Source organism: Kitasatospora sp. NPDC054768 (assembly GCF_053612025.1).
Window position 1 is genome coordinate 18,797 of record NZ_JBSHBN010000008.1, and the last position, 25,730, is coordinate 44,526.

The 25,730-nt window shown below is 73.8% G+C and carries 23 protein-coding genes; 11 read left to right on the plus strand and 12 right to left on the minus strand.

The window, feature by feature from the left end; all coding sequences use genetic code 11:
* Positions 1 to 228: 228 nt before the first annotated feature.
* Complete coding sequence (locus ACWGKU_RS03840; RefSeq protein WP_452177316.1) at positions 229 to 831, plus strand: hypothetical protein; 603 nt, start codon at positions 229 to 231, stop codon at positions 829 to 831.
* A 78-nt stretch (positions 832 to 909) separates the two neighbouring features.
* Positions 910 to 1,467, plus strand: coding sequence for a GNAT family N-acetyltransferase (locus ACWGKU_RS03845; protein ID WP_452177317.1), 558 nt, complete (start codon positions 910 to 912; stop codon positions 1,465 to 1,467).
* A gap of 50 nt (positions 1,468 to 1,517) precedes the next feature.
* Here ACWGKU_RS03845 and ACWGKU_RS03850 read toward each other — a convergent pair whose 3' ends face one another.
* Entirely contained in the window at positions 1,518 to 2,537 is a 1,020-nt protein-coding gene (locus ACWGKU_RS03850) for a S66 peptidase family protein (protein WP_452177318.1), read from the minus strand.
* Positions 2,538 to 2,745: 208 nt separating this feature from the next.
* Here ACWGKU_RS03850 and ACWGKU_RS03855 point away from each other — a divergent pair, with 208 nt between their 5' ends.
* On the plus strand, positions 2,746 to 3,939 hold the full coding sequence (locus tag ACWGKU_RS03855; protein WP_401047026.1) for an enoyl-[acyl-carrier-protein] reductase FabV: 1,194 nt from the start codon (positions 2,746 to 2,748) through the stop codon (positions 3,937 to 3,939).
* On the opposite strand, the gene ACWGKU_RS03860 is transcribed toward ACWGKU_RS03855, so the two are convergent.
* The 7 genes from ACWGKU_RS03860 to ACWGKU_RS03890 form a co-directional block, all read right to left on the minus strand.
* Positions 3,897 to 4,544, minus strand: coding sequence for a hypothetical protein (locus ACWGKU_RS03860; protein ID WP_452177319.1), 648 nt, complete (start codon positions 4,542 to 4,544; stop codon positions 3,897 to 3,899). The two genes, ACWGKU_RS03855 and ACWGKU_RS03860, sit on opposite strands and share 43 nt — an antisense overlap.
* Positions 4,545 to 4,611: 67 nt before the next feature.
* Positions 4,612 to 5,055, minus strand: coding sequence for a MarR family winged helix-turn-helix transcriptional regulator (locus tag ACWGKU_RS03865; RefSeq protein WP_380351521.1), 444 nt, complete (start codon positions 5,053 to 5,055; stop codon positions 4,612 to 4,614).
* On the minus strand, positions 5,052 to 6,914 hold the full coding sequence (locus tag ACWGKU_RS03870) for an MFS transporter (RefSeq protein WP_452177320.1): 1,863 nt from the start codon (positions 6,912 to 6,914) through the stop codon (positions 5,052 to 5,054). The genes ACWGKU_RS03865 and ACWGKU_RS03870 overlap by 4 nt, the downstream gene beginning before the upstream one ends.
* 175 nt (positions 6,915 to 7,089) lie before the next feature.
* The gene (locus ACWGKU_RS03875; protein WP_452177321.1) at positions 7,090 to 7,680 is read right to left on the minus strand and encodes a hypothetical protein; all 591 of its coding nucleotides are present in this window, start codon (positions 7,678 to 7,680) and stop codon (positions 7,090 to 7,092) included.
* Between the two features lie 183 nt (positions 7,681 to 7,863).
* Positions 7,864 to 9,063 (minus strand): NAD(P)/FAD-dependent oxidoreductase, encoded by a 1,200-nt coding sequence (locus tag ACWGKU_RS03880; protein ID WP_452177322.1) that lies wholly within the window; start codon positions 9,061 to 9,063, stop codon positions 7,864 to 7,866.
* Entirely contained in the window at positions 9,060 to 9,257 is a 198-nt protein-coding gene (locus tag ACWGKU_RS03885; protein WP_401047040.1) for a ferredoxin, read from the minus strand. The genes ACWGKU_RS03880 and ACWGKU_RS03885 overlap by 4 nt, the downstream gene beginning before the upstream one ends.
* Before the next feature lie 94 nt (positions 9,258 to 9,351).
* Positions 9,352 to 10,551 (minus strand): cytochrome P450, encoded by a 1,200-nt coding sequence (locus ACWGKU_RS03890; RefSeq protein ID WP_452177323.1) that lies wholly within the window; start codon positions 10,549 to 10,551, stop codon positions 9,352 to 9,354.
* 187 nt (positions 10,552 to 10,738) lie between these two features.
* On the opposite strand from ACWGKU_RS03890, the gene ACWGKU_RS03895 reads away from it, so the two are divergent.
* The 3 genes from ACWGKU_RS03895 (at position 10,739) to ACWGKU_RS03905 (ending at position 13,688) form a co-directional block, all read left to right on the plus strand.
* Positions 10,739 to 11,353 (plus strand): MarR family winged helix-turn-helix transcriptional regulator, encoded by a 615-nt coding sequence (locus tag ACWGKU_RS03895; RefSeq protein ID WP_452177324.1) that lies wholly within the window; start codon positions 10,739 to 10,741, stop codon positions 11,351 to 11,353.
* A 31-nt stretch (positions 11,354 to 11,384) separates the two neighbouring features.
* On the plus strand, positions 11,385 to 12,845 hold the full coding sequence (locus ACWGKU_RS03900; protein WP_452177325.1) for a PTS transporter subunit EIIC: 1,461 nt from the start codon (positions 11,385 to 11,387) through the stop codon (positions 12,843 to 12,845).
* 525 nt (positions 12,846 to 13,370) lie between these two features.
* Positions 13,371 to 13,688: a beta/gamma crystallin domain-containing protein gene (locus ACWGKU_RS03905; RefSeq protein WP_380351537.1), complete on the plus strand. Its 318-nt coding sequence runs from the start codon at positions 13,371 to 13,373 to the stop codon at positions 13,686 to 13,688.
* Between the two features lie 182 nt (positions 13,689 to 13,870).
* Here ACWGKU_RS03905 and ACWGKU_RS03910 read toward each other — a convergent pair whose 3' ends face one another.
* From ACWGKU_RS03910 to hcp, 3 genes are all read right to left on the minus strand, one after another.
* Positions 13,871 to 14,407, minus strand: coding sequence for a DUF4240 domain-containing protein (locus ACWGKU_RS03910; protein WP_401055015.1), 537 nt, complete (start codon positions 14,405 to 14,407; stop codon positions 13,871 to 13,873).
* Positions 14,408 to 15,330: 923 nt separating this feature from the next.
* A complete protein-coding gene (locus ACWGKU_RS03915) occupies positions 15,331 to 15,975 on the minus strand; it encodes a 2Fe-2S iron-sulfur cluster binding domain-containing protein (protein ID WP_452177326.1) in 645 nt (214 codons plus the stop codon).
* Positions 15,972 to 17,642, minus strand: coding sequence for a hydroxylamine reductase (hcp, locus tag ACWGKU_RS03920; protein ID WP_452177327.1), 1,671 nt, complete (start codon positions 17,640 to 17,642; stop codon positions 15,972 to 15,974). Before hcp ends, ACWGKU_RS03915 begins: the two co-directional genes overlap by 4 nt.
* Before the next feature lie 354 nt (positions 17,643 to 17,996).
* On the opposite strand from hcp, the gene ACWGKU_RS03925 reads away from it, so the two are divergent.
* From ACWGKU_RS03925 to ACWGKU_RS03935, 3 genes are all read left to right on the plus strand, one after another.
* The gene (locus ACWGKU_RS03925; RefSeq protein WP_452177364.1) at positions 17,997 to 20,768 is read left to right on the plus strand and encodes a SpaA isopeptide-forming pilin-related protein; all 2,772 of its coding nucleotides are present in this window, start codon (positions 17,997 to 17,999) and stop codon (positions 20,766 to 20,768) included.
* A 139-nt stretch (positions 20,769 to 20,907) separates the two neighbouring features.
* Positions 20,908 to 21,264 (plus strand): ArsR/SmtB family transcription factor, encoded by a 357-nt coding sequence (locus ACWGKU_RS03930; protein ID WP_380540857.1) that lies wholly within the window; start codon positions 20,908 to 20,910, stop codon positions 21,262 to 21,264.
* 135 nt (positions 21,265 to 21,399) lie between these two features.
* The gene (locus ACWGKU_RS03935) at positions 21,400 to 22,737 is read left to right on the plus strand and encodes an MFS transporter (RefSeq protein ID WP_452177328.1); all 1,338 of its coding nucleotides are present in this window, start codon (positions 21,400 to 21,402) and stop codon (positions 22,735 to 22,737) included.
* A 229-nt stretch (positions 22,738 to 22,966) separates the two neighbouring features.
* Here the strand turns inward: ACWGKU_RS03935 and ACWGKU_RS03940 are convergent, their stop codons facing one another.
* A complete protein-coding gene (locus ACWGKU_RS03940) occupies positions 22,967 to 23,461 on the minus strand; it encodes a universal stress protein (RefSeq protein WP_401055130.1) in 495 nt (164 codons plus the stop codon).
* Between the two features lie 369 nt (positions 23,462 to 23,830).
* Here ACWGKU_RS03940 and ACWGKU_RS03945 point away from each other — a divergent pair, with 369 nt between their 5' ends.
* Together ACWGKU_RS03945 and ACWGKU_RS03950 are read left to right on the plus strand one after the other, a co-directional pair.
* Positions 23,831 to 25,483 carry a phospholipase D-like domain-containing protein gene (locus ACWGKU_RS03945; protein WP_401055131.1) on the plus strand — a complete coding sequence of 551 codons (1,653 nt, stop codon included), beginning with the start codon at positions 23,831 to 23,833 and terminating at the stop codon, positions 25,481 to 25,483.
* Positions 25,423 to 25,719: a hypothetical protein gene (locus ACWGKU_RS03950; RefSeq protein ID WP_452177366.1), complete on the plus strand. Its 297-nt coding sequence runs from the start codon at positions 25,423 to 25,425 to the stop codon at positions 25,717 to 25,719. The genes ACWGKU_RS03945 and ACWGKU_RS03950 overlap by 61 nt, the downstream gene beginning before the upstream one ends.
* Positions 25,720 to 25,730 lie beyond the last annotated feature (11 nt).

Sequence of the window (25,730 nt, forward strand, 5' to 3'; positions counted from 1 at the left end):
GGCGGAACGGGCATCGGGTGCCCGGGCGTCCGCATCGAACGAGCCTCCGGTGGCGGTGGCGGTGGCGGCGGTCCCGGGCGGGCCGGCGACCCTGCCCGGCGCCTGCCCGGCGCACCGCGGCGCGGCCGGCGGGCACGGAATCCGCACAACACGCTTGCGCTGCCGGGCGGTTCGACCGGTGCGGCCGCGGAGGTGGCGCGGGTCGGCCGCCCGGGGCATGATCACGGGATGACGACGATCAGGACCCGGCGGGGGCGCCTCGGCATACCGGCACTGGCGGCGCTCGCCGTGCTGGCGGCGGGGTGCGGGACGAAGCACGTGGACACCGCCCAGGACACCGGCGCCGCCACGCCGACGACGGCCGCGACCACCGCCGCGCCCACGGCCCAGGGCGGGCCGGTCGACTTCCCCTGCCCCGGCGAGACCCCGACCCCGACCCCGACACCCACCCGTACGGGGAGCCCCACGACCGCGCCCGCGCCACCGCTCGACCACTACGCCGAGAACCACGGCTTCAAGGCGCCCCTCCCGTTGCGCGGCCGGAGCCGCTGCGACGGACTGGCGGCCGTCCAGCGCGTCAAGGAGGCGCTCGAACCGCTGCGCACGGCCAACGACTACACCCCGGAGAGCACCCGCCTCCGGCTCACCGGCCTCGGCTACCCGGCGGACAAGGTGCGGGTGCAGGGCATCGGGCGGACCACGGTCGGCTTCACCGTCGAGGCCACCGGGATGTGCCTGACCGGGACGATGATCCCCGAATCCACCAGGGCGGAGGCGTTCGCCGGCTACCCGGACGGCCGCGGCTGCGAGGAACCCCGGGGCGGACACTGACGCCCACCGGGCGCGCACCGCACGGCAGTTGGCGGCGGACGGTTGCGGCGAACCGTGCGGGAAAGGATCATGGCCGGCATGGTGCGACCGAGGAACGTCGTCGACTGCGGGTCCTTCGCGCTGCGGCGCTGGCAGGGACAACGGGACTTCGGGGCGGCCTTCACGCTGATCGAGGAGTCCCTGGCGCACCTGCGGCCCTGGGAGCCGTGGGTGGCCCGGCACGACGAGGAGCACACCCGCGCCCTGCTCACCCGGTGCGACACCTGGTGGGCGAGCGGCGAGGTGTACACCTACGCGATCACCGAGGACGGCGCCCCGGTCGGCATGTGCCAGGCCGTCCGCGCGGACGGGCCCGGCAGCCGGCGCGTCGGCTACTGGCTGCACCCGGCCGCCACCGGCCGGGGCCTCGCCACTCGGGCGGTGGCGGCCCTGGCCGAGGAGATGTTCGCCCTGCCGAAGGTGGACCACCTGGAGATCGTGCACGACCGGGCCAACACCGCCAGTGCCGCCGTCCCGCGCCGCCTGGGCTTCACCGAACTCCGGCGGGAGCCGGCCGCGCTGCCGCTGGCCCCGGCCGGCAGCGGGACCGCCGTGGTCTGGCGGCTGAACCGCCCCCAGGACGCCACCGGAGCGTGAGTCGGCGCTCGGGGGGTGCTGCCCGGGGCCGGCTCACCGAGCCGCGGTACTCAGCCGACCGGCCCCGTCGTCGCGTGCGGCGCTACCGCCGGTTCGAGCAGCGACAGCGTCCGCTGCTGCGCGTCGAGGCCGACACGGATGCCGACCGGCATCGGCAGATTCGGGCCGGCATGCCCGAAATCGACGTTGCCCAGGACCGGGATGTCACGGTCCCCGAGGACGTCGAGGACGATCTCGCGCAGCGTCGGGGACGCGCCGGGTTCGAGTCCGCCGATCTCGCGCGGAACGCCCACGACCATGCCGGCGATCCGATCGAGGATGCCGCTGTGTCGCAGCACCTGCAGATAGCTCCACACGTACGACGCCAGGCCGCCCATCTCCTCCCAGAACAGCACCGCACCGTCGAACCGTTCGAGCGGCAGCGCGAAAGGCGTCGCCTGCGCCAGCACGATGCGATTGATCAGCCCGCCGATCAGCCGCCCTTCGGCGCGACCGGGACGCCAGCACTCCCACGACGGGCTCGCGGGCAGCGCACCAATCGCCTCGGTGCCGGTCAGCAACCCGGAGTAGAGCTTCTCGAGTTCCGCTCGGCGCGCCGCGGACGCGGACTGCCAGTGGCCGCCGAAGCCCGGGACGGCCATGTCGGCGTGGAACCCGACCAGCCCCGTGCGTGCGTGGAGCACCAGATGCAGCAGCGAGATGTCGCTGTAGCCGAGGATCGGCTTGGGGTCGGCCCTGACCGCCTCGACGTCGATCAGGTCGAGGTAGCCGAGCGCCGTCTGGCCGCCGTCACTCGCGACGATCGCGCGCACCTCGGGATCACGCAGAAGACCGTTGAGCTCCCCGGCGATCTCCGCCGGCGTGGCCGCGCTCCACCAACGGCGGCGTCCCGCTTCGAGGAGCGGAGCCCGACGCACGCGGAATCCCATCCGTTCGAGCACGACCACCGTCCGCTCGACGTTGGGCTCGTAAGCGGCCGGCAGCGGACCGGACAGCGATGCGATGACCACGAGATCTCCGGGCCCCAGGGCACGCGGTCGAAGCAGTTGCGGCAGTGCGGAACCAGTCATGGCGGCAGTGTCTCCGGTGCCACGGGCAGGTGCACGCGATTTTGCCGAGCTTCTAGCCGAAGTGGGGCACCGCCGCAAGGACGACCTCCGACAAGTGGAGGCCGCATCTTCCGTGACGGCATGGCAAAGGCGGCGCCCCCCGGCGCGGATAGGCTCCGGACGACCGACACCTTGATCACGATCTCCGGATCGGAGAGGGCGCCAGCACGTGAGCATCCAGCAGATCACCCCCAAGCAGCGGGGCTACCTGATCGTCAACTCCCACCCGGCCGGCAGCGCGGCGACCGTCGACCGCCAGTGGCAGCGCATCGCGCCCGCGGCACCGACCGGCCGGTCCCCGGTCGCCCTGGTCCTCGGTGCCAGCGCCGGATACGGCCAGGCGCTGCTGCTCGCCGGGCTGCGCCGCCAGGGCATCCGCGGCATCGGCGTCGGCTACGAGGCCGCCGCCACCGAGCGGCGCACCGCCACCGCCGGCTGGTACCGCACCGCCGCGACCTCGGCCCTGGCCGAGCGGAGCGGGGGAGACTTCACCTTCGTCAACGCCGACGCCTACGCGGACGCCACCCGCGCCGAGGTGCTCAAGCTCCTCGCCGAGCGCTACGGCCCGGTCGACTACCTCGTCTACTCGCTCGCCTCGCCCCGGCGCACCGACCCGGCCACCGGCGAGGTCCACCACTCGGTGATCAAGCCCCTCGGCTCGCCGTACACCTCGCCGTCCCTGCTCTTCGAGGACGGCGCCCCGCGGATCGGCACCGTCGAGCTCACCCCGGCCGACGAGGCCGAGCGGGCGGCGACCGTCAAGGTGATGGGCGGCGAGGACTGGCGGCTGTGGGTGCGGGCGCTGGCCGACGAGGACCTGCTCGGCCCCGGCTTCACCACCGTGGCCCTGTCCTACGTCGGCTCCGAGATCACCGCGCCGGTCTACCGGCAGGGCACGATCGGCGCCGCCAAGGAGCACCTGGAGACCACCGCCCGTCAGCTGCAGACCGAACTGCTCGCCGACCGCGGCCGGGCGTTCACCGTCGTCGCCGGTGCGGCCGTCACCCAGGCGTCCACCGCCATCCCCTCCATCGCCCTCTACACCTCGCTGCTGCGCGTCGTCCTCGGCGAGGACGGCTGGCGCACCACCGACGACCAGGCCGTGGACCTGTGGGAGCAGCTGACCGGCGCGAAGGAGCTCACCCTGGACGGGCAGGGCCGCATCCGCCTGGACGGCTGGGAGCTCGACCCCGCCGTGCAGGACCGGGTGCGGGAGCTGTGGGCCGACCCGGCGGGCGCGCTGGCCGCCCAGCCGGACGGCGCCGCCTGGTTCTACAACCAGTTCCGCCAGCTGTACGGCTGGGACGTCCCCGGCGTCGACTACACCACCGGCGTCGAGACCTCGGTGCCCTGGCCCGAGTGACCCGACGGTGCGTCCACGGCGGCCCTGATGTGCTCCGGCAGCTGCTCGTAGGCGACGGGTTCGCCGCACAGCCGCCGTACGGAGGCCAGCCCCAGGCCGGCCTGCCCGGTGGCCTCCACGAGGGCGCGGGGCGCGACGTAGAAGTCCCACTGGCCGATGTCCAGCGGGTCGTAGTCGTCGTGGGTGCGCGCGGTGTGGAGGGCGAAGACGTAGACGTCGGCGTTGTAGGACTGCTCCGCCGCGTCTCCGTCCTCGGGCGACCAGGTGCGGCCGCGCAGCCGGGAGAAGCGGATCTCCGACAGCCGGCGCTGACCCCAGGCCTGGAGGTAGGCGCTCGTCTTCACCTCGATCCTGAGCCCGTCCGGCGCCAGGACGTCGAAGCTCTCCCACTCCGCGTTGCGCCGGACCGCGCCCACCGCCCGGTGGACCAGGAACTCGGCCAACAGGCCCCGGGTGGTGTTCGTCCGGAGGTCGGGGATCGCGTAGCGCCAGAACTCCAGCACCGTCCCGACGTCCGCCCCCCGGAAGGCCTCGCCGCCCTGGAACGGTGTCGGCTCGGGCGGGGTGTGCCAGTCGGCGGGCGCGGCGGCGGGGTCGGAAGTCATCGCGCCAGCCTGCCACCCGCCGGGCCGGGGGTGCTTGCCCGGGCCGGGGCGTGTCGGCGGCGGTGGATCAGCCGGGTTCCTCCAGGAGCAGTTCCAGCAGCGGCAGGGCCGCCTCCAGCGCACGGCACTGTTCGGGCGTGAGCCGGGAGCTGCGCCGGGCCAGCAGGGCGGTGCGCTCGCGGCGGATCCGGGAGAGGGTCTCCAGCCCGAGCGGGGTGGGGGCGAGCAGCTGGGAGCGTCCGTCCTGCGGGTCGGGGCTCTTGGCGACCAGGCCGTCGGCGACCAGCGGGGCGACGGTGCGGACCATGGACGGGACCGCCACGCCCTCGCGGGCGGCGAGTTCGCCGAGCCGCAGCGGACCGTGCTGCTCCACCCGGGCCAGGGCGGAGAGCTGGGCGGCGGTGAGGTCCTGGTCCCCGGAGGCACGGACCAGCTGGCGGTTGAGCCGGCCTATCGCCAGGCGGAGCCGGACCACGGACTCGGCGGAGAGCCCGTCACCGTCGGCGCTCACGGTCCGTGCTCCTTCGTCGGCGCCTGCGGAGCGGTGTCCGGTGGCTCCGCCGCCGCTCGCGGCCCGGCGGCCGTCGCCCCGCAGGCCGTCGCCCCGGCGGCGGGAGCCGGGGAAGCAGTCGTTGCGGAAGCAGGCGCCGCGGAAGCGGGCCGGGGCCGCCCGCGGACCAGCGAGGCGGCCGCGGCGACCAGCGACATCGCGATCGCCAGCCAGAACACCACCACCAGTCCGTCGTGGAAGGGCCCCGAGATCAGCTGCGGGAAGAACTCCCGGCCGGTCAGCGTCCGGACGTTGTCCGGCGGCAGCTGGCCGAGCACGTGCGGGCCCAGGAGCTGCTGGATCGGGTTGTAGCCGAGGAAGGCCGCGAACAGGGTGCCCACCGGCGGCAGCGACGCGATGCTGCGGGCGTCGGCGGCGGGCACGCCCTGGGCGGTCAGTCCGGCGGTGAGGGTGTGCGGCAGCGAACCGGCCAGACCGGCCACCATCAGGGAGAAGAAGACGCCGATCGACAGCACCATGCCGGCGTTCTGGAAGGTGGCCCGCATGCCGGAGGCGGCGCCGCGGGCCGCGGCCGGCACGCTCGACATGATCAGCGAGGTGTTGGGGGCGGCGAACAGTCCTCCGCCCAGGCCGTTGAGGAACACCAGCAGGGCGAACCACGGGTAGCCGAAGTCGGTGGGCAGCAGGAGCAGCCCGGCGAAGGAGAACGCCATCACCACCAGCCCGCCGGCGGCGAAGAGCCGGGCCCCGGCGCGGTCCGACAGGTAGCCGGCGATCGGTCCGGCGGCCAGAAAGCCGACGGTCAGCGGGACGAGGTAGATGCCGGCCCACAGCGGGGTGTCGGCGTAGTCGTAGCCGTGCAGCGGCAGCCAGATGCCCTGGAGCCAGATGATCAGCATGAACTGCAGCCCGCCGCGGGCGATCGAGCCCAGCAGGGTGGCCGCGTTGCCGCCCGTGAAGACCGGGTCGCGGAAGAGCGAGAGCGGGAACATCGGCTCGGCGGTCCGGGACTCGACCAGGCAGAAGACGGCCAGCAGCGCCACCCCGCCGAACAGCCCGGCCAGCACCCAGGGGCTGGTCCAGCCCATGGTGTGGCCGCCGTACGGCTGGATGCCGTAGGTGATGGCGGCGAGCAGGGCGGTCAGGCCGACGGCGAAGGTGACGTTGCCCCACCAGTCGATCCGGGCGGGCCTGCGCACGCCGGTGTCGCGCAGCGACCGGTAGGCCCAGACCGTGCCGAGCAGGCCGATCGGCACATTGACCCAGAAGATCGAGCGCCAGTTCCACTCGGCCAGCAGCCCGCCGAGGACCAGGCCGATGAAGGATCCGGCGATGCCCGCGACGATGTTGACGCCGAGCGCGGTGCCGCGCCGGTCGGCCGGGAAGGCGTCGGTGATGATCGCGGCCGAGTTGGCCATCAGCATGGAGCCGCCGACCGCCTGCACCACCCGCCAGCCGATCAGCCAGAGCGCGCCCGCCCCGCCGTGCAGCGGATCGAGGGAGAGCGCCACCGAGGTGAGGGTGAAGATCAGGAAACCGGCGTTGTAGATCCGCACCCGGCCGTGGATGTCGCCCAGCCTGCCGAGGGTGACCACCAGGACGGCGGTGACCAGCATGTAGCCCATCAGCATCCACAGCAGGTAGCTGACGTTGCCCGGCCGGAGCGGGTCCAGACCGATGCCGTTGAAGATCGCGGGCAGCGAGATCAGCACGATCGACGCGTTGATGGTGGCGATCAGGGTGCCGAGCGTGGTGTTGGACAGGGCCACCCACTTGTACCGGGGGTGATCCGGTTCCACGGCGGTACGGGCCGGGCGCGGCCGCCCGGTCCTGCCGCCGCCGGAGAGTCGTGTCGCCACCGCTGCCTCCTGCCGGCCGACCGGGCCGGGGCCGGCCGGCGGGTCGGAGTGGGAATTCGATAGCTTCCGCCAACTAACGATAGTCCGAGGGCTGTTCGATCGGTAGACCGCCGGCGGCGGAGCGGCGGGAGAGCGGTACGGCGGGAGGCAGGTGGGCGCGCGCGGCCGCCGCCCGTCAGCCCGCCGCCGTCCCGGACGGCTGCCGCCGGCCGCGGACCCGGTCCAGCAGCAGGACGAGGAGTACGGCCAGCAGGGCCGCAGCCAGTGCGTACACCGGCAGCCAGAGCGTGGTGGTGGCGGACAGGCAGTCGGCGACGGCGTGCCGGGCCTGCTGGTCCTGTGCGGTGGCCAGCGCGGCGCCGTCCCCGGCGGCGAGGTCGCCGAGGGCGGCCTGCGCCTGCAGCCGCGCGTAGTCGCCCAGGTGGGGGCAGTCGCGGCGGGTGCCGGGCATCGGGAACAGCCAGGACCAGCGCTGCATCGCGGGGGCCAGGGCGAGCGCCACGGTCAGGCCGATGACCAGCGCGTAGGCGGCCAGGCTCCGGGCGTAGCCGGCTCCCGCGTCCGTCGCACGGGCCGGCGGGCGGGTGGAGGAGAGGACCACCGCGAGGAGGGTCAGCCCGAGGTAGGTGGAGAACCACTGCCACGAGCCGGAGGAGATCGAGAAGGCGAGCACGGCGGCCAGCGCGGTGCCCAGGACACCGGCCCGGGGGCTCACCGCGAGGGTCGGAGCGGGCCCCGGGCCGGCTCGGCGGCTGCGGTCGTCCATGCGCTTGCTCCCCTGGCCGGATGCGGGCCACCAGTCTCCGGGGGCGGCCGCTCCGGGGCCCCGCACCATGCCGGTCCGCCCGCCGCCTCGCCCGGTTGGCGGGCGGCAGCGGCCGGCGGACCGTACCCGGGCCCGTGCCCAGGGCGGAACGTCCCCGTGTCCAGGGACGGCCCGGACCGGGGCTCAGGCCGGCTCGGGCGGCCACGGGCCGTGCGCCGCCACCTGGGCGCGCAGCCCGCGCAGCGCCTTGGCGGAGGCGATCCCGACCGCGCCGGTGACCAGGCCGTCGCGGACGCAGACGGCGGCGAAGCGGTGCTCCTCCAGGCTGCCGTCGACGACCTCGAACCGTTCGGCGCCGCCGGGCCAGCCGAACACCTGCACCCGCAGTCCGTACTGGTCGGTCCACAGGTACGGGACCGGCCGGTAGGCCTGCCGGACGCCGTCCGGTCCGGCCAGCAGGTTCCGGGCCGCGTGCATGGCCTGCTCGGTGGCGTTGGTGCGCTGTTCGAGGCGCCGGTGGCGGCCGGTGCGCGGGTCGGGCCAGGAGGCGGCGTCCCCGGCCGCCCAGACGCCGGGGCCGGCGGCGCAGTAGGCGTCGCAGACCACGCCGTCGTCCAGCGGGACGCCGCTGCCGGCCAGCCACTCGGTGGCGGGCTCGGAGCCGACGGCCATCAGCACGGCGTCGGCGGCCAGTTCGGTGCCGTCGGCCAGCCGGACGCCGGCGGCCCGGCCGCGCCGTTCGAGCAGCCCGGTGGCCACGCCCCGGTGGAGCCGCACCCCGTGCTCGCGGTGCAGGCCGGCCAGTAGCGCGGCCGTCTCGGTGCCCAGGACGGCGGCGAGCGGCGTGGCGGTGGAGGCCAGCCAGGTCACCTCGGCGCCGAGCCCGACGGCGGTGGCCGCCGCCTCGGCGCCGAGCAGTCCGCCGCCGACCACCAACAGCCTTGTGCCCGGCCGCAGTTCCTCGCGCAGGGCGAGGGCGTCGGCGAGGGTGCGCAGCACGTGCGCGCCGGGCCGCGGTGCGTCGGCGCCGGGCAGCCGGCGCGGGCGGACGCCGGTGGCCACGACGACGGCCTCGCAGCGCACCCGCCGGCCGTCGGAGAGCCGCACGGTGCGCTCCCGGCGGTCCAGCCGCTCGGCCCGGACCCCGAGGCGCAGGTCGAGCCGGAGCCCGTCCAGCGCCTCGGGGCCGCGCAGGGCCAGGCGGTCGGGCTGCCACTGCCCGCCGAGCAGGTGCTTGGACAGCGGCGGCCGGTCGTACGGCGGCTCCGGCTCGGCGCCGATCAGGGTGAGCCGGCCGTCGTAGCCGGACCTGCGCAGCGCCTCGGCGGCGTGCAGCCCGGCCGCGCCGGCGCCGACCACGGCCACCTCCCGCAGTGCGGTCACACCTGCTCCAGGTGGATCGCCGCGGCCGGGCAGACGGCGGCGGCGTCCTGGACGGCCCGGTGGAGCTCGGCGGGCGGTTGGGCGTCGAGCAGGACGACGATGCCGTCCTCGTCGCGCTGGTCGAAGACGTCGGGGGCGGCGAGCACGCAGTGCCCGGCGCCGCAGCACTTCTCCTGGTCGATCCGGACGAGCATGGTCTTCCTTTCGGAGCGGGTGCCCCGGGGAGGTGAACTCCGCGTAGGGGCAGGTGGGTCGACGGGGTCGTGGGGGCTCCCGGGGGAGCCCGGGTCACCAGGCGATCGGCAGCTCGTGGACGCCGTAGACGAGCATCTCGCCGCGGAAGCGGACCTCCTCGAACGGTACGGCCAGACGCAGTTCGGGCAGTCTGCGCAGGATGGTGGCCAGCGCGATCTGCAACTCCAGGCGGGCGAGCGGCTGTCCGAGGCACTGGTGGCTGCCGAAGCCGAAGGCCAGGTGGCGGCGGGCGTCGCGGGTCAGGTCGAGCTCGTCGCCGCCGGGGAACTCCCGCTCGTCCCGGTTGGCGGTGTTGACCATGCAGATGACGCCCTCGCCCGCCGCGATCCGCACGTCGGCCAGGTCGACGTCCTCGGTGGCGACCCGGGTCACGCCGGAGTGCACGATGGTCAGGTAGCGCAGCAGCTCCTCGACCGCGCCGGGCACGGACTCGGGGTGCTCGCGCAGGTGGTCGAGCTGGTCGGGGTTGCGCAGCAGGGCGAGCACGGAGAGCGCGGTCATGTTCGCCGTGGTCTCGTGTCCGGCGATCAGCAGCAGCCGGCCCATGTCGCCGATCTGCTGGGTGCTCAGCTCGCCGCGCTCCACCAGGCGGCTGAGGATGCCGTCGTCGGGGTGGGTGCGCTTGGTCTCGGTGAGCCCGACCAGGTAGTCGACCAGCTGGGCCTGGGCGTCGGCGACGTCCTCGGCGCTGGAGTCGCGGCGCAGCAGGACGCGGCTGCACTTCTGGAAGAAGTCGTGGTCCTGGTAGGGGACGCCGAGCAGCAGGCAGATGACCAGGGACGGCAGCGGCAGGGCGAACTCGTGGACGAGGTCGGCGCCGGAGCGTCCGTCGGTCATCCGGTCCAGCAGCTCGTCGGCGATCCGCTGGATCTCCGGGCGCAGCGCCTCGACCTTCTTGATCATGAACTCGCCGGTCAGCATCCGGCGGAAGTGGGTGTGCTCCGGGGCGTCCATCCGGATGATGGTCGGCCGTCCGGTGTTCAGCTGCCGGGCGCCCGCGCTGATGAACGGGTAGCCGGCCCGGGTGGAGTCGGAGCTGAACCGGGCGTCGGAGAGGACCGCCTTGACGTCCTCGTGGCGGGTGACCAGCCAGCTGGTGGAGCCGTCCCACAGGGTGACGCGGCCGACCGGCTCCTCCTGCCGGGCCTGGTCGTAGGCGGGCGGCGGGGCGAACGGGCAGGTGCCGCGGGCGGCGGGGTGGGTGAACCGCGGGGTCTTCTCGGCGGTGGCCATCAGTGAATCCCCTTCCGGGAGTTGAGCCGGGCCATATTTATGTGCCGAAAGCAACTAACTGAACGTCACGGTAGCTCGCGTTCCGTGGTGGCGGAAGGGCGTGCCGGGCGCCGGCCGAATCTGTCCGAAATCCGGCCACGGTTCCCCGCCCCGGCCGCCGCCCGAACCGGATCGCTACAGTTCCCCCATGTCGGACGAAGAAGACGCCGAAGACGATCGGACCACCGCCCGCGGGCCACAGAGCCCGGACGGCCTGGACGGCCTGGACGGCTTGGAGGACGTCCTGGCCACCCTGGCCTACCTGCTGACACGGTCACAGGAACACGAGCGCCGCACCGCCAAGGCCGGCATCACCGCCGCCCGCTCGGACGTCTACCTGCTGCGCGCGCTCGCCGAGCGCGCGGAGGCCAGCCGGGTGAGCGACCTGGCCGACCGCCTGATGGTCAAACCCTCCCACGTCACCCGCCAGATCGACCGCCTCCAGGGCCAGCAGCTGGTGGAACGCAGCCAGGACGCCCAGGACCGGCGGGCCCGCCAGGTGGCCATCACCCCCGGCGGGCGGGACGTGCTGGACCGTCTGAAACAGGCCAACATCATCGGGCTCGCCGACGCGCTGGACGGCGTCCCCGAGGCGGACGTCGTCACCACCGCCACCGTGCTGCGCCACCTCATCGACCGGTACGTGCACCGGGTGCGCACCACCGGAGCCGACGACGACCCGCTCCCGGACCGGACGGACGGCGCCGCCGGCGCACCGGCTCCGGCCACGGGGTCCAGAACCGCCGCGTACCAAGGCGGTTGAGCCGGGGGAGCACCCGGGTACGTCACCCGGCATGTCGGACGAGAAGAACCGCGCCGTGGCCGAGGCGATCCTCCCGCTGGTCGGTGGCGCCGCCAACATCCGCTCGGTCGCCCACTGCATGACCCGGCTGCGGCTGGGCCTGGCGGACCGCGCCCTGGTCGACACCGAGGCGCTCCGGGCGCTGCCGGAGGTCCTGGGCACGGTCGAGGACGACACCTACCAGATCGTGCTCGGGCCCGCCGCCGTCGCCGGGGTCACCGCGCGGCTGCGCCTGCTCCTGGAGCCCCCCGGCCCGCAGGACGGGGCGGCCGGGCCGGCGGCCGCCCCCACCGCCGAGGACCTCGCCGGGCGCGGCGAGCGCATCCGGGCCCAGGCCCGGGTGCGCAACGCGACCCCGGTGAAACGGGCGCTGCGCCGGATCGCCGACATCTTCGTCCCGCTGATCCCCGCCCTGATCGGATGCGGGATCGTCGCCGGTCTCGCCGGGGCCCTCGCCAACCTCGGCTGGGCACCGGCACTGGTCACCGCCCTGGGCCCGGTCTCCTCCGGGTTCATGTCCCTGATCGCCGTCTTCGTCGGCTACAACACGGCGAAGGAGTTCGGCGGCACACCCGTGCTCGGCGGAGCCGTGGCCAGCGTGATCGTCTACGCGGGGGTCACCAAGGTGGAGGCCTTCGGCCACCACCTCACCCCCGGACAGGGCGGCGTGGTGGGCGCGCTCGGCGCCGCACTGCTGGCCGTCCACCTGGAACGCTGGACCCGCCGGCTGGTGCCCGCCGCCCTGGACGTGCTGGTCACCCCCACCGTCACCGTGCTGCTCGGCGGGCTGGCCGCACTCTTCGGCCTGATGTTCGTCGCCGGGGAGATCTCCACCGCCATCGGCCACGCCGCCACCTGGCTGCTCGCCCACGGCGGCCTGCTCGCCGGACTCGTGCTCGGCGGCCTCTTCCTGCCGCTGGTCATGCTCGGCCTGCACCAGGCGCTGATCCCGATCCACACCACCCTGATCCAGCAGCAGGGCTCCACCGTCCTGCTGCCGATCCTCGCCATGGCCGGCGCCGGGCAGGTCGGCTGTGCCGTGGCCGTCTACCTGAGGCTGCGCCACAACGCCTCGATCCGGGCCACCATCAGGTCCGCCCTCCCGGCAGGCCTGCTCGGCGTCGGCGAACCCCTGGTCTACGGCGTCACCCTGCCGCTGGGGCGCCCCTTCATCACCGCCTGCATCGGCGGCGCGGCCGGCGGCGCCTTCGTCGGAGTGGCCGGCCAACTCGGCAGCACGGTGGGCTCCACCGCCATCGGTCCCTCCGGCTGGGCCCTCTTCCCCCTGCTGGCCGGCCCGCACGGACTCCTCGCGGGCGCCGCCGTCTACGGCGGCGGACTGCTCACCGGCTACCTCGCGGGCTTCCTGGCCACCTACTTCTTCGGCTTCACCCGCGAAACCCTCGCCGAGTACGACGCCCCGGCCACCGAGCCGGACCGGACGACGGAGTAGCCCGGTCCGCCCTGCTCCCGACGAGCCCCGGAACGGCGCGCGCCCGCCGGGACGCATCCCGACGGGCCCGCGCCGGGCGGTCGGACCGAGGCCGTGTCACGCGCCCCGAGCAGGACCTGCGACCGCACGGTGCCGGCGGAGTTCAGGAAGACGGAGACACCCCCGGCACCGACGTCCTCCCCGCTCGGGCGAGCACCTCCGAGGGGGAGCAGCCCCCTCCCGGCCCCTCGTCCGCACGTGAGCGCCACGATCGGGTGATGTCTCGGCCCGCCGGTTCGCATTCGGAGTGTTGCGGCCGGACGGGGGACGGGGGTCACTACGTTGAGGGTCCGGGTCATGCGGCCGTGTCACCGACAGGCGCGGCCGGGAGGAATCGGACCGGTGCGCGGTCGGCCGTTCACCGAATCGGCCGAGCACCGTTCCGTCATGACGTGACGCCACTGACAGCGCCGGGCCGCGCCCCGGGCCTCGTACGAGGGAGAATCCGTGATCTCGAAGACCAAGAGGGCCATCTGTTCCATGGCCATGGCGTTCGCCGCAGCCGCCACGGCCACCGTCGGCCTGCCGAGCGGCGACGCCTTCGCCATCGACCACGTCCAGTGCGACGGGGGCCGCAATGACTTCCTGAAGATCTGGTCGCACCTCGACGGCCGTGACAGCGTCGACTGCTACGCGAACGGGGGGAGGACCGACTTCGGTGGCTGGTGGGTCGACCGGATCTCCACGGGCAACAACGACCTGACGTACTACGACGTGAACGGTGACTCCGTGAGGATCGAACGCTGGACCGACATCACCTTCCCGAACCGACCGCCGAGGGTCGCCGCCATCCAGATCGGGTGACACGGGGGCAGCCGCTCGTTCCACACGCTGATGCCGGGCATGCCTCTCCGGGCGTGACCGGCATCAGCGTGTGCGGCAGGTCGGCCACTTCGCGGCCGCCCGTGTTCCAACCCTGGCCGCGCGACCGTGGAGGTGGCCCGTTCCTGGCCCGGGTCTCGTGCGGCGCCCCGATGTCCGCTTCGTCAGTCCGAGTAGAGCGCGGCCAGGTGTGGCAGCCGTTGGCTCAGCCGGTTGTCGTCGCCGAAGTCGAAGTTCCAGTCCGGGTCCAGGGGCGGGTACGAGATGGTGAAGGCGTCGCCGGGAAGGTCTTCTCCGGTGGCTTCCCGGTAGGCATTCCAGGCGATGGTCAGGGTTTCCTCACATTCGAGGTCGGTTCCGCCGGCGGCACAGGCCCGTACGGCCGGGAGTGCGGCGAGCCGGTCCGGATCGGTGATGACGCTGTCGAAGGTCGCGCGGCCCTGGGTGATCAGCCAGCCGCGGAAGTAGTCGAATCCGTCATCGGAACAACCGCCGTTGACCAGGTAGGCGGCGCCCCAGAGCGGGGCCCGGTACGAGTCGGCCATCAGGTTCCACAGGACCTGCTGGGCCGCGACGATCTCCTCGGCGGGGCGAAGCGCGAGTAGCGCGCCGGCCCGGCGCGCGACGGCGTAGCCGTTGTCCGGAGCCGGCACCTGCGAGCGGGCTTCCTCGACCAGATTCCAGAACTGCTGGGTGTCCATGACGGCTGAGCATCGCACGGGACTCCGACAGAACAGTCCAGGGACGGAACGGTGTCCGCTCCGCCCACGCGGAGCCGCGCCGGATCGCCGCCGCACCAGCGCACTTCGGACCGCAGCGGCAGTTCGTCCTCGCGAACACCGCGTACGTCCTGCGGTTGCAGGCGAAGCTGCCCTCGGGGAGGGCGGCAGGCTGAGGGCGCACGCCAGGGATTCGCCGTCCGGGAGCGGCGCGGTTCCGGCGGCATGGCACAGCACCATGCCGAAGGCGTAGAGATCCACGGCATGCGTGATCGGTCCGCCGATGAGCTGTTCCGGGGCGAGGAACCCCTCGGTGCCGACGCCTGAGGATCGGTCGGACAGGCATGGCCGGGACGGGCCCTTTGTGATCGGCCGGTCGTTCGGCGATGGCCGGAAACGGCGGCGAGAGGTCTTGATGGCAGGCCCCCTGGGGTGCGGACCTGGCGGGCGGCGACCTCGGCCAAGTGAACTACGGGCATCCCGTTGGACGTTCCGGGGGCAACCGGCGGTGCGAGGAGACAATGGCCGACCTGATATGTGATGTACGTCACAGGAGCATTTTCAAGATCTTTGCCGGATTGGCCCGTTGGCGGCCCCAGAGGGTGGGGGAACTTCCCCGGAAGACGGAGGAACGAGAAGAGATGACCACCGCGGCCCGCAGCTGTGCGCTTCCGGCCGCACTTGCCGCCCTGCAGGACCCGCCGCGATGGACCGGCCGGTCGGTTCGGTGCCGGGACGAGAAGCGTCGACCGCTGGGTTGGGCTCCTCCCGGGGTCTACGAGGCGACCCGGCTCGTGATGTTGGGACAGGCCGGTGGAGATATCGGTCTGCCTGCCTGTCCTGTCACGATCTCGCCGATCAGGTCGGGGGCGGCCCGGGCGGGTGAGGGGCGGGGGCGGCGGGGGTCAGGTGGCCAGGAAGCGCTCCCGGTGGATCTGGTCGGACGGTACGCCGGCGAGTGCGGCGGTGCGCAGGACGGCGTCGACCAGGGGTGGCGGGCCGCAGACGTACAGGTCGGGTGTGGTGGTGCCGAGTTCGGGGAGGGCGGCGGCCAGGAGGTCGGCCGGGGTGCCGGTCGGTCCGGACCGGTCGGGGCCCGGCCTCCGGACGCAGATGTCGTACCGGAAGCCGGGCAACTCGGCGGCCACGGAGGCCAGTTCGTCCAGTCCGAAGACGTCCTGCGGTTCGTTGACGCCGAGGAGGAGTCGGGCGGGCTGCGGGTCCTGCCACTCGGCCATCCGGCGGACCATCGCCAGCAGCGGGGCCAGTCCGGTGCCGCCGGCCACGAACCAGCGTGGACGCAGGCCGGTTTCGTGGAGGCCGAAGGCGCCCTGCGGGCCGCCGAGTTCGTACGGGCCGTCGGTGACCGAGGCGTGGCAGGAGCCGCAGGTGCCCCGGCGGCAGGAGGCCGGGAGGGCGGCGCCGGCCTCCGCCGCGGCCTCCAGGACGCTGCGGCCGGGGGCGCAGTCGAACTCCAGCCGGCCGCCGTCGCTGGTGGTGAGGGTGACGGGGTGCGAGCCGGTCGCCTCCACCGGGTCGGCGATGCTCATGACGCCGTCCGTTCGAGGGCCGCGGCCAGGTCGGCCGCCGGGTCGCCGATCACCCGCAGGTCGAACCGCTTCACCAGCTCGTCGACCAGGGCGGGGGTCAGGAAGCCAGGCAGCGAGGGGCCGAGGTGGATGTTGCGGATGCCCAGGGCGAGCAGGGTGAGCAGCACGGCGACGGCCTTCTGCTCGGTCCAGGACAGCGCCAGGGTGAGCGGCAGGTCGTTGACCTCGCACTCGAAGGCGTCGGCCAGCGCGGTGGCGATCCGGATGGCGGAGTAGGTGTCGTTGCACTGGCCGAGGTCCAGCAGCCGGGGGAGGCCCGCGATCTCGCCGAAGTCGTGCCGGTTGAAGCGGTACTTGGCGCAGCCGAGGGTGAGCACCACGCTGTCCCGGGGCGCGCCGAGAGCGAAGTCGGTGTAGTAGTCGCGTCCGGGGGTGGGGCCGTCGCAGCCGCCGATCAGGAAGAAGTGACGGATGGTGCCCTGCCGCACGGCGTGGACCACCTGGTCGGCGACCGCGAGCACGGCGTCCCGGCCGAAGCCGACGGTGACGGCCTCCTCCTCGGCGGCGGTCTCCGGGAATCCGGGCAGGGCGTGGGCGGCCTGGATCAGCGGACGGAAGTCGTGGTCGGCGAGGTGCCGGACGCCGGGCCAGCCGACCGGTCCGGCGGTGTAGATCCGGCGGCGGTAGCTGACGTGCGGTTCGATGATGCAGTTGGAGGTCATCAGGATCGGGCCGGGGAAGGCGGCGAACTCCTGCTGTTGGTCCTGCCAGGCGCCGCCGTAGTTGCCGGCCAGGTGCGGGTGGGCCTTGAGCAGCGGGTAGGCGTGGGCGGGGAGCATCTCGCCGTGGGTGTAGACGTTGATGCCCTGGTCCCTGGTCTGCACCAGGACGGCTTCCAGGTCCCGCAGGTCGTGGCCGCTGACCAGGATCGCCTTTCCGGCGACGGGGGTGGTGCGCACCGTGGTGGGCTGCTGGGGGCCGTAGGTGCCGGTGTTGGCGGCGTCGAGCAGTTCGATCGCGGCGAGGTTCAGCCGGCCGAGGCCGACGGCGCGCTCCAGCAGCTCGGCGGGGTCGGTCGGCTCGCCGGCCAGGTAGGCGAGGGCGTCCTCGACGCCGCCGAGGACCTCGGCGCTGCGGCGGCCGAGCACGTCGGCGTGGTGGGCGTAGGCGCAGATGCCCTTGAGCGCGTAGAGGTGGAGCGAGCGGAGCCCGACGACCTCCGGCCCGACCAGGGGGAGCCCGAGGTTCACCCGGACGTCCGGGGCCTGGCCCACCAGCGTCGCCGGGTGCGCCCCGGGGGTCCAGGCGGCGGGCCCGGTGAGCGTCTGCGGCTCCTGGCCGGCGGCGCGCGCGGCCCGCTCGTAGCGCTCCTTGGCCCGGGTGCGGACGCCGACGGCCAGCTGGATCAGGGCGGCGAAGCGGGTGGGGTTGAAGTTGACGTTGGTGAGTGTGGTGAAGACCGCGTACAGGACGAAGGCGGCGGCCTCGTCGTCCGGGGCGCCGAGGGCGCGGGCCCTGGCGGCGTACTGGGAGATGCCCTTGACCGCGTGGATGAGCAGGTCCTGGAGGTCCGAAGTGGGGGAATCCTTGCCGCAGTTGCCGATCGGACCGGCGCAGCCGGGGGTGGCGCCGGTGCGGTCGGTCTGTTCGCACTGGAAGCAGAACATGCGGGTCCTCCGGGGACTCGTGGTGTCGTTCGGGCGAGGCGGCGGGTGGGCCTCGACGCGTCCAGGATGGGGTCGGCGCTGACGGCGCATCAGGGCCGGAGGACCCCAATCCGGGGCCGGGAGACCCTGCCGGTGCGCCTGCGCCGGGTCCGCCGGGTCCGCGCGTGGGTCGCGTCCGATCGGGTGCACCTGGCGCAGCGTTCAGACGAAAACACCGGTGGGTCGCCGCCGCTCGGGGCTTCGAGGAGAACACTCCGAGGGTTGTCTTTGTGTTCATGTGATGAAAGGACTGATGTGAAGCCCAGTCAGCATCCGACGACCGCCGTCGGCTGGGGACGAAGACTAGGCAGGGTGATGGGATCCGCCCTGGCCCTGACGCTCGTCCCCTTCGGCATGTCGCTCGTCGCACCGACGGCCGCCTACGCGGCCGGCCTCCCGGGAGGCCTCGGGCCCTGCCTGGGCGCGGACTGCCCGGCGACGTTCCCGCCGGTCAACAACGGGCCCTTCGCGGGGCGCGACGCCGGCGTGAACATCTTCGTCGGCGGCGACTTCAACGTCAGCGGCTCGGCCGCCGAGGCCGAGGGGCACGTGGTGACCCTCGGCTCCTTCAGCATGAACAAGGCCGCCGGAGTCAGCTCCGTCTACAACATCGGCATCGTCGGCGTCGGCTCGCGCGTCCCCCCGCCGGACGGGGCCGACTTCCTCACCGCCGGAGGCAACGTCACCGTGGCCCCGGGGCAGTCGCTCCTGGCCGAGGGAGGCGTCGTCCGCTACGCGGGCACAACCACCGGCACCATCACCGGCACCAAGGTCCAGGACCCGCGGGCCGTGGCCGCCTATACGCCGCTGCGCGGCGAACTGCAGACGGCCAGCGCCTGCTACGCCGGGGTCGGCACGCCCCGCCCCGCCACCGGAACCGCCGTCAACCAGGGGTTCCAGACCCTGTTCACCGGTGACGGCACCTCCGCCCTCCAGGTCTTCAACGTCGACTTCGACATCGTCGGGCTCGGCGGCTCCACCCAGGGCGTCGCGTTCGCCGGAATCCCCGCGAACGCGACCGTGCTCGTCAACCTCGTGGGCGGCGCCCGCACCATCAACACCTACAGCGGCAGCCTCCAGGACACCGACCCCTGGAACCAACTGCGCGAGCGACTGCTGTGGAACTTCCCCACCGCGACGACCGTCACCCTCACGGGATCGGGGCAGTTCCAGGGCAGCGTGCTGGTCGGCAACCCGGCCAGCACCGCCACGATGAACCTGCCCGGCCTGAACGGACGGTTCTTCACCACCGGCACCCTGCTGCACAACTCCGGTTCGGGCATGACCGGGACCGAGTTCCACGCCTACCCCTTCAACGGCGACCTCCCGGACTGCGGCAACCCCCCGGCTCCCACCGGGTCGACCAGCGTGACGAAGGTCGACTCCGCGACCTCGCAGCCGCTGGCGGGTGCCACCTTCCAGCTGTGGCGTGAGACCAACGGCGTCGCGGGCCTGCAGACCTCGGGGACCACCCCGGACACCAAGGTGGGCGCCCCCTGCACCACCGGGAGCAACGGCCTCTGCACCACCGCCGACCTGCCGCTGGGCACCTACTACTGGCAGGAGACGGCGGCTCCGCCCGGCTACGACCTGCCGCAGCCCGCGGTGACGACCGTGGTCCTCGACACCAACGGCCAGAACGTCCCGGTCACCGTCCGGGACACCCGGAGCCCGGTCGTCGAGACCGGCTCCACCAGTGTGACGAAGATTGACTCGGCGACCTCGCAGCCGCTGGCGGGCGCGACCTTCCAGCTGTGGCGCGAGAGCAACGGCGTGGCCGGTCTGCAGACCTCCGGGGCCAACCCCGACACCGCCGTGGGTTCCGCCTGCGTCACCCCGGCGTCGGGTGTCTGCTCGGCGAGCGGCCTGCCGCTGGGCACGTACTACTGGCAGGAGACCGCCGCGCCCCCCGGGTACGAGCTGCCCGAGCTCAACGTGACCACCGTGGTGCTGAGCACCAACGGGCAGAGCACCCCGGTCAACGTCGCCGACACCGGGACCACCGCCCCCACCGGGTCCACCACCGTGACGAAGACCGACGCCGGGACGGGGCAGCCGCTGGCGGGCGCGGTCTTCCAGCTGTGGCGCGAGACCAACGGCGTGCCCGGTCTGCAGACCTCCGGGGCCAACCCCGACACGGCCGTCGGCTCCCCGTGCGTCACCCCGGCGTCGGGCGTCTGCACGGCGGACGGCCTGCCGCTGGGCACGTACTACTGGCAGGAGGTCTCGCCGCCCGACGGGTACGAGCTGCCCGAGCTCAACGTGACCACCGTGGTGCTGGACATGAACGGGCAGCACACCCCGGTCGGCGTCGCCGACGCCCAGACCACCGCGCCCACCGGCACCACCGGCGTCACCAAGGTCGACTCCGTCACCGGACAGCCGCTGGCGGGTGCCTCCTTCCAGCTGTGGCGCGAGAGCAACGGCGTGCCCGGTCTGCAGACCTCCGGGGCCAACCCCGACACCGCCGTGGGTTCCGCCTGCGTCACGCCGGCGTCGGGCGTCTGCTCGGCGGACGGCCTGCCGCTGGGGACGTACTACTGGCAGGAGACGGCGGCTCCGCCCGGCTACGACCTGCCGCGGCCCGCGGTGACGACGGTGGTCCTCGACACCGGTGGGCAGAACATCCAGGTGACCGTCCGGGACGGGAAGACGCCCGCTCCGAGCGGGTCGACCTCCGTCACCAAGGTCGACGCCGGTTCGGGCCGGCCGCTGGCGGGCGCGGTCTTCCAGTTGTGGCGCGAGAGCAACGGCGTGCCCGGTCTGCAGACCTCCGGGGCCAACCCCGACACGGCCGTCGGCTCCCCGTGCGTCACCCCCGCGTCGGGTGTCTGCTCCGCGAGCGGTCTCCCGCTGGGCACGTACTACTGGCAGGAGGTCTCCGCGCCCGAGGGCTACAGCCTGCCGCAGCACGCGGTGACCGAGGTCGGGCTGAGCAAGGACTGCCCGTGCGTGGCGATCACGGTGGAGGACAGCAAGTGCCCGCCGCCGCCGTGCCCGCCCACCCCTTGCCCGCCGGGCGACGAGTGGAGTCCGTACGTGCGCTACACGCCCGTACCGGGCTTCCTGTGGGGCATGAACGCGTGAGCTCGATACCGCGTGAGCTCGTGACCGCGTGAGATGACGACCCGGCCGGAGGAGCCCATGGCGGCCCCTCCGGCCGGGCGGTGCCCGGGCCGGTGTCGCGGCGCTTCGGCAGGCCGGCCCGGGGCCCTACGATGGCGCCATGAGCGGGAGCCTTCGGATATCAGGTGCACACCATGCGCAGGAGCATCGGGACGACGAGCGGCTGGAGGCCGCGGCCGGCATCCTGGCGCTGCTCGCGGACCGCACCCGGCTCGCCCTGCTCCAGCGGCTGAGCGCCGGCGAGGCCGACGTGACCACGCTGACCGAGGCGACCGGGGCCCCCCGGACGTCGGTCAGCCAGCACCTCGGCAAGCTCCGGCTGGCCGGCCTGGTCACGACCCGCAAGGACGGCAGGCGCGTCGTCTACGCGCTGCGCCACGGCCACCTGCGTCGGCTGGTCGACGAGGCGCTGAGCGTCGCCGACCACCAGATCGGCGAGCTCCCCCCGCACGACTGACCCGTACCTTCCGGCTCCGCGGCCCGTGCCCTCCGGGGTACGGGCCGCCTTTTCGTCAACATGTGCACATGCGTGCACATGTTGACCTATCCTGGCCGTGTCGTCCTGCCGCGCCCAGTCCGAGCGGGGTCCTCCATGCTGTCCGTGCTGCGCAACCGCACCTATCTGCACCTGTTCGCCGCCCAGATCGTCGCCCTGGTGGGCACCGGCCTCGCCACCGTCGCGCTCGGCCTCCTCGCGTACGACCTCGCCGGAGCGGACGCCGGATCGGTGCTCGGCACCGCACTGGCGATCAAGATGCTCGCGTACGTCGGCATCGCCCCGGTGGTCACCGCGCTGGCCCACCGCATCCCGCGCCGACGCCTGATGGCCGCCTCCGACCTCACCCGGGCCGGCGTCGCCCTCACCCTGCCCTTCGTCACCGAGGTGTGGCAGGTCTACGTCCTGATCTTCGTACTGCAATCCGCCTCGGCGGCCTTCACCCCGGCCTTCCAGTCGGTGATCCCCGAGGTGCTGCCCGAGGAGCGCGCGTACACCCGCGCCCTGTCGCTGTCCCGGCTCGCCTACGACACCGAGAGCCTGGTCAGCCCGGTGCTCGCGGCCGCCCTGCTCGCGCTGATCAGCTACAACTGGCTGTTCTGGGGCACCGCCGCCGGGTTCCTCGCCTCCGCCGTCCTGGTGGTCTCCGCCGCCCTGCCGAAGCGGGTACGGCCGGAGCCGGTCGGGCAGGGCGGCCCGGAGCCGACCCGGGCGGAGCCGGTCCGGTCGAAGCGGGAGCGGGCGCGGCCCGGTGGGGGCGTCCTCGCCCGGTCCGTCCGCGGCACCCGGCTGTTCCTCGCCGTGCCCCGGCTGCGCGCGATGCTCGCCCTGGACCTCGCGGCGGCCGCCGCCAGTGCGATGGTGATCGTCAACACCGTCGTCTACGTCCGCGGCCCGCTCGGCCGCCCCGCCACCGACGTCCCGATCGCGCTCGGCGCCTACGGGGCCGGGTCGATGGTCGTGGCGCTGCTGCTGCCCCGGGTGCTGGACCGGCTGCCGGACCGGACCGTCATGCTCCCGGCGGCCTTCGGCATCGTCGGCCTCTTCGCCCTGCTCGCCGCGCTGACCGCCGCCGGGCCGGGCGCCTGGCGCTGGCCCGTCCTGCTCGCCGTCTGGGCGGCGTTCGGCGCGGTCGGCTCGCTGATCCTCACCCCCACCGGCCGGGTCCTGCGCGACTCGGTGGCGGCCGAGGAGTTTCCCGCCGTCTTCGCCGCCCAGTTCTCCCTCTCCCACGGCTGCTGGCTGCTCACCTACCCCCTGGCCGGCTGGCTCGGCGCCACCCTGGGGCTCACCGCGGCCTCCGCCGCCCTCGGCGCCGTGTCCCTCGCCTCCGGTGCGCTCGCCGCCCGCGCCTGGCGCGCGGTGCCCGGGACGACGGGCCCGGCCGCGGTGGCGGCGAGCGGGAAACGCGGCGGCGCCACCGTCCCCGGCTGACCGGACGGACACCTGGTGTTGCCGGCCCCGACCCGCGTGTCCTGGAAGGCGGGCAGCGCCTCGCCGTCCGGCGTGACGGCCGTGGGCGGGATCGATCTCGTGGCGGGGCGGTCGCACCGGGTGTTCCGCGACCCGGCGAACGCCACCCCGCGCACGGTGAACACGGAGACGCCGGCCTTCCCCGGCGCACCTGTCCGCAGGCCCTCGACGGGACGCCGGGCGCAGGGGTTCACCCGGGTGCGGCTCCGGGCTCGGGCGGTACGACGACGACGGGGAGGCGGGCGTGGTGGACGATCTCGGTGCTGGTCGAGCCGAGGGCGAGCCGGCCCCAGCGGCCGGCACCGCGGGTGCCCACCACCAGCAGGCCGGCGTCCCGGCTCTCCTCCAGCAGGACCTGAGCGGGGCGGCCGTGCTCGCAGCGCACCTCGACCTCGACATACGGTTCGCCGACCTGCTGTCGCAGCTCCTCGACCAGGTCCGTCACCTCACGGGCGACGGCGTCGTGCAGATGCGGCTCCGGATCGCCGCTCGGGCGGAACCAGCCCGTCATGGCCCGGTCCGGCGGATCGGCGTGCCGGCCGCCGAAGGCGCAGACGGCCCGTACGCCGACTCTCCGCAGCTGTGCCTCGCGAAGGGCGAAGAGCACGGCCCTGCGGGCGGGCTCCGAGCCGTCCGTACCGACGACGATCGGCCCGGCGGGACTTGACGCGGGTGAGCTGTTCACGGGGACCTCCAGGAGGTGGGGCCTGGCAGCGGACCGACAGGCTCGGCGGATCCGGGGAGGCGCGGAGACCGGCGCGTCCACTGCTTTCATGATCCTCCGGCAACGGCGCGGCGGCATGTTCGTACTCCTCCGTCGACCGCCCGCGGCGGCGTGATCTCCCTGGGCAGCGAACAGCTGCCGGACGGTTGCGCGGTCGCTCGGCCGGCGGCGTCGTGCAGCTCAGGGGCGTGGGCCGGATCTCGCCGGGGTCGGCCGGGCCCGTCCGCGCTCTTGTCATGCCCAAGTTTGACGGCCTGTTACCAGCCGGTAGTCTCTGGGTGTCTCGTAGGCGAACAGCACGACGCCTGCCATGTTCTGAAGGATCCTCACGTGTACCGACCCGGCTCCCGCCGACCCCGCCGCGCTCTGCGTGGTGCCCTCGCCGCCGTCGCGGCCAGCACCCTGCTCACCGTCCTGCCGGTCGCGCCGTCCCACGCCGACTCCGCGCCCGCGCAGGGCACGGACACCGCCCACCTCGACGCCGTCGAGCAGGTGCTGCGCCAGGTGTCGCCCGGCCTGGAGGGCACCGTCTGGCAGCGCACCGACGGCAACGCCCTGGCCGGCGCCGACCGGGCCGGCGGCCCCGCCGACTGGCTGTTCCAGACACCAGCCTGCTGGGGCGACGCCACCTGCGCCGACCGGCCCGGCACCCGCGCGCTGCTCGCGAAAATGACCGCCGACGTCTCCGCCGCCACCCGGACCGTCGACGTCTCCAGCCTCGCGCCGTTCCCCGACGGCGGATTCGAGGAGGCCCTGGTCGCCGGGCTCAAGGCCTCGGTCGCCGCCGGGCACCGCCCGGTCGTGCGCATCCTCGTCGGCGCGGCGCCGCTGTACAACGCCAACGTGCTGCCGTCGCGCTACCGGGACGAGCTGGTCGCCAAGCTCGGACCGGCCGCCTCCTCGGTCAGCCTCAACATCGCCTCGATGACCGCCTCGCGCACCGCCTTCTCCTGGAACCACTCCAAGCTCCTGGTGGTCGACGGGCGCACCGTCCTCACCGGCGGCATCAACGGCTGGAGCAAGGACTACCTCGACACCGCGCACCCCGTCTCGGACGTCGACCTCGCGCTCACCGGCCCCGCCGCGACCTCCGCCGGCCGCTACCTGGACACCCTGTGGGAGTGGACCTGCGGCCGGACCGGCCTGCTCGACAACGCGTGGTTCGCCTCCTCGGACGGCGGCGCCTGCCGCCCGTCGATCGAACGCGAGCTCAACCCGCCCGCCCCCGCCGCCGGGAACGTCCCGGTGATAGCCGTCGGCGGCCTCGGCGTCGGCATCAAGGACGCGGACCCCTCCTCCCGCTACCAGCCCGGTCCCGTCCCCGGGGCGGCGGACGCCAAGTGCGGCCCGCTGACCCTGCACGACAACACCAACGCCGACCGCGACTACGAGACCGTCAACCCCGAGGAGAACGCCCTGCGCGCCCTGGTCGGCAGCGCCCAGCGGCACGTCGAGATCTCCCAGCAGGACCTGAACGGCACCTGCCCGCCGCTCTCGCGCTACGACTCCCGGCTCTACGACACGCTGGCCGCCAAGCTGGCCGCCGGCGTCAAGGTGCGGATCGTGGTCAGCGACCCGGCCAACCGGGGCACCGTGGGCAGCGGAGGCTACTCGCAGATGAAGTCCCTCGTCGAGATCAGCGACGTCCTGAAGGCCCGGCTCACCGCGCTCACCGGCGACCAGGGCAAGGCCGCCGCGGCCCTCTGCGGCAACCTCCAGCTCGCCTCCTTCCGCGCCGCCCCCACCGCCACCTGGGCCGACGGGCACCCGTACGCGCTGCACCACAAGCTGGTCTCGGTCGACGACTCGGCCTTCTACATCGGCTCGAAGAACCTGTACCCGGCCTGGCTGCAGGACTTCGGCTACATCGTCGAGAGCCGCGGCGCGGCCGCGCAGCTCGACCGCGACCTGCTCGGCCCCGAGTGGCAGTACTCGCAGGCCGCCGCGACCGTCGACTGGTCCACCGGGACCTGCCGCGCCTGACGTCCGGCGCCCGACGTCCGGCCGGCGGGCTCCCTGCTCCGGAATCCCGGGGCGGGGGGCCCGCCGTCCGCGACGGCCTGGACACCCTCGCCGAGCTCGCCGCCGCCCACGCGGGCGAACCCCTGGACGACCTCGTCCGCTTCCTCGCCGACCATCACCCCAGCGACGGCCACGACGACATGGCCGTCCTCGCCATCCGCACCCCCGCCGAGGAGTGGACCGACCGGCGTCCGTAGCGTCGCCCCGG

Bases quoted from the DNA above. Each gene is read 5' to 3' on its own strand.
- ACWGKU_RS03915 (WP_452177326.1), bottom strand. From the start codon at position 15,975: ATGAGCATCGCCGACCCGGTGGAGGCGACCGGCTCGCACCCCGTCACC.
- ACWGKU_RS03925 (WP_452177364.1), top strand. From the start codon at position 17,997: ATGGGATCCGCCCTGGCCCTGACGCTCGTCCCCTTCGGCATGTCGCTC.
- ACWGKU_RS03890 (WP_452177323.1), bottom strand. From the start codon at position 10,551: ATGGCCACCGCCGAGAAGACCCCGCGGTTCACCCACCCCGCCGCCCGC.
- ACWGKU_RS03930 (WP_380540857.1), top strand. From the start codon at position 20,908: ATGAGCGGGAGCCTTCGGATATCAGGTGCACACCATGCGCAGGAGCAT.
- hcp (WP_452177327.1), bottom strand. From the start codon at position 17,642: ATGTTCTGCTTCCAGTGCGAACAGACCGACCGCACCGGCGCCACCCCC.
- ACWGKU_RS03840 (WP_452177316.1), top strand. From the start codon at position 229: ATGACGACGATCAGGACCCGGCGGGGGCGCCTCGGCATACCGGCACTG.
- ACWGKU_RS03885 (WP_401047040.1), bottom strand. From the start codon at position 9,257: ATGCTCGTCCGGATCGACCAGGAGAAGTGCTGCGGCGCCGGGCACTGC.
- ACWGKU_RS03845 (WP_452177317.1), top strand. From the start codon at position 910: ATGGTGCGACCGAGGAACGTCGTCGACTGCGGGTCCTTCGCGCTGCGG.
- ACWGKU_RS03935 (WP_452177328.1), top strand. From the start codon at position 21,400: ATGCTGTCCGTGCTGCGCAACCGCACCTATCTGCACCTGTTCGCCGCC.
- ACWGKU_RS03900 (WP_452177325.1), top strand. From the start codon at position 11,385: ATGTCGGACGAGAAGAACCGCGCCGTGGCCGAGGCGATCCTCCCGCTG.
- ACWGKU_RS03850 (WP_452177318.1), bottom strand. From the start codon at position 2,537: ATGACTGGTTCCGCACTGCCGCAACTGCTTCGACCGCGTGCCCTGGGG.
- ACWGKU_RS03895 (WP_452177324.1), top strand. From the start codon at position 10,739: ATGTCGGACGAAGAAGACGCCGAAGACGATCGGACCACCGCCCGCGGG.
- ACWGKU_RS03910 (WP_401055015.1), bottom strand. From the start codon at position 14,407: ATGGACACCCAGCAGTTCTGGAATCTGGTCGAGGAAGCCCGCTCGCAG.
- ACWGKU_RS03905 (WP_380351537.1), top strand. From the start codon at position 13,371: ATGGCGTTCGCCGCAGCCGCCACGGCCACCGTCGGCCTGCCGAGCGGC.
- ACWGKU_RS03875 (WP_452177321.1), bottom strand. From the start codon at position 7,680: ATGGACGACCGCAGCCGCCGAGCCGGCCCGGGGCCCGCTCCGACCCTC.
- ACWGKU_RS03860 (WP_452177319.1), bottom strand. From the start codon at position 4,544: ATGACTTCCGACCCCGCCGCCGCGCCCGCCGACTGGCACACCCCGCCC.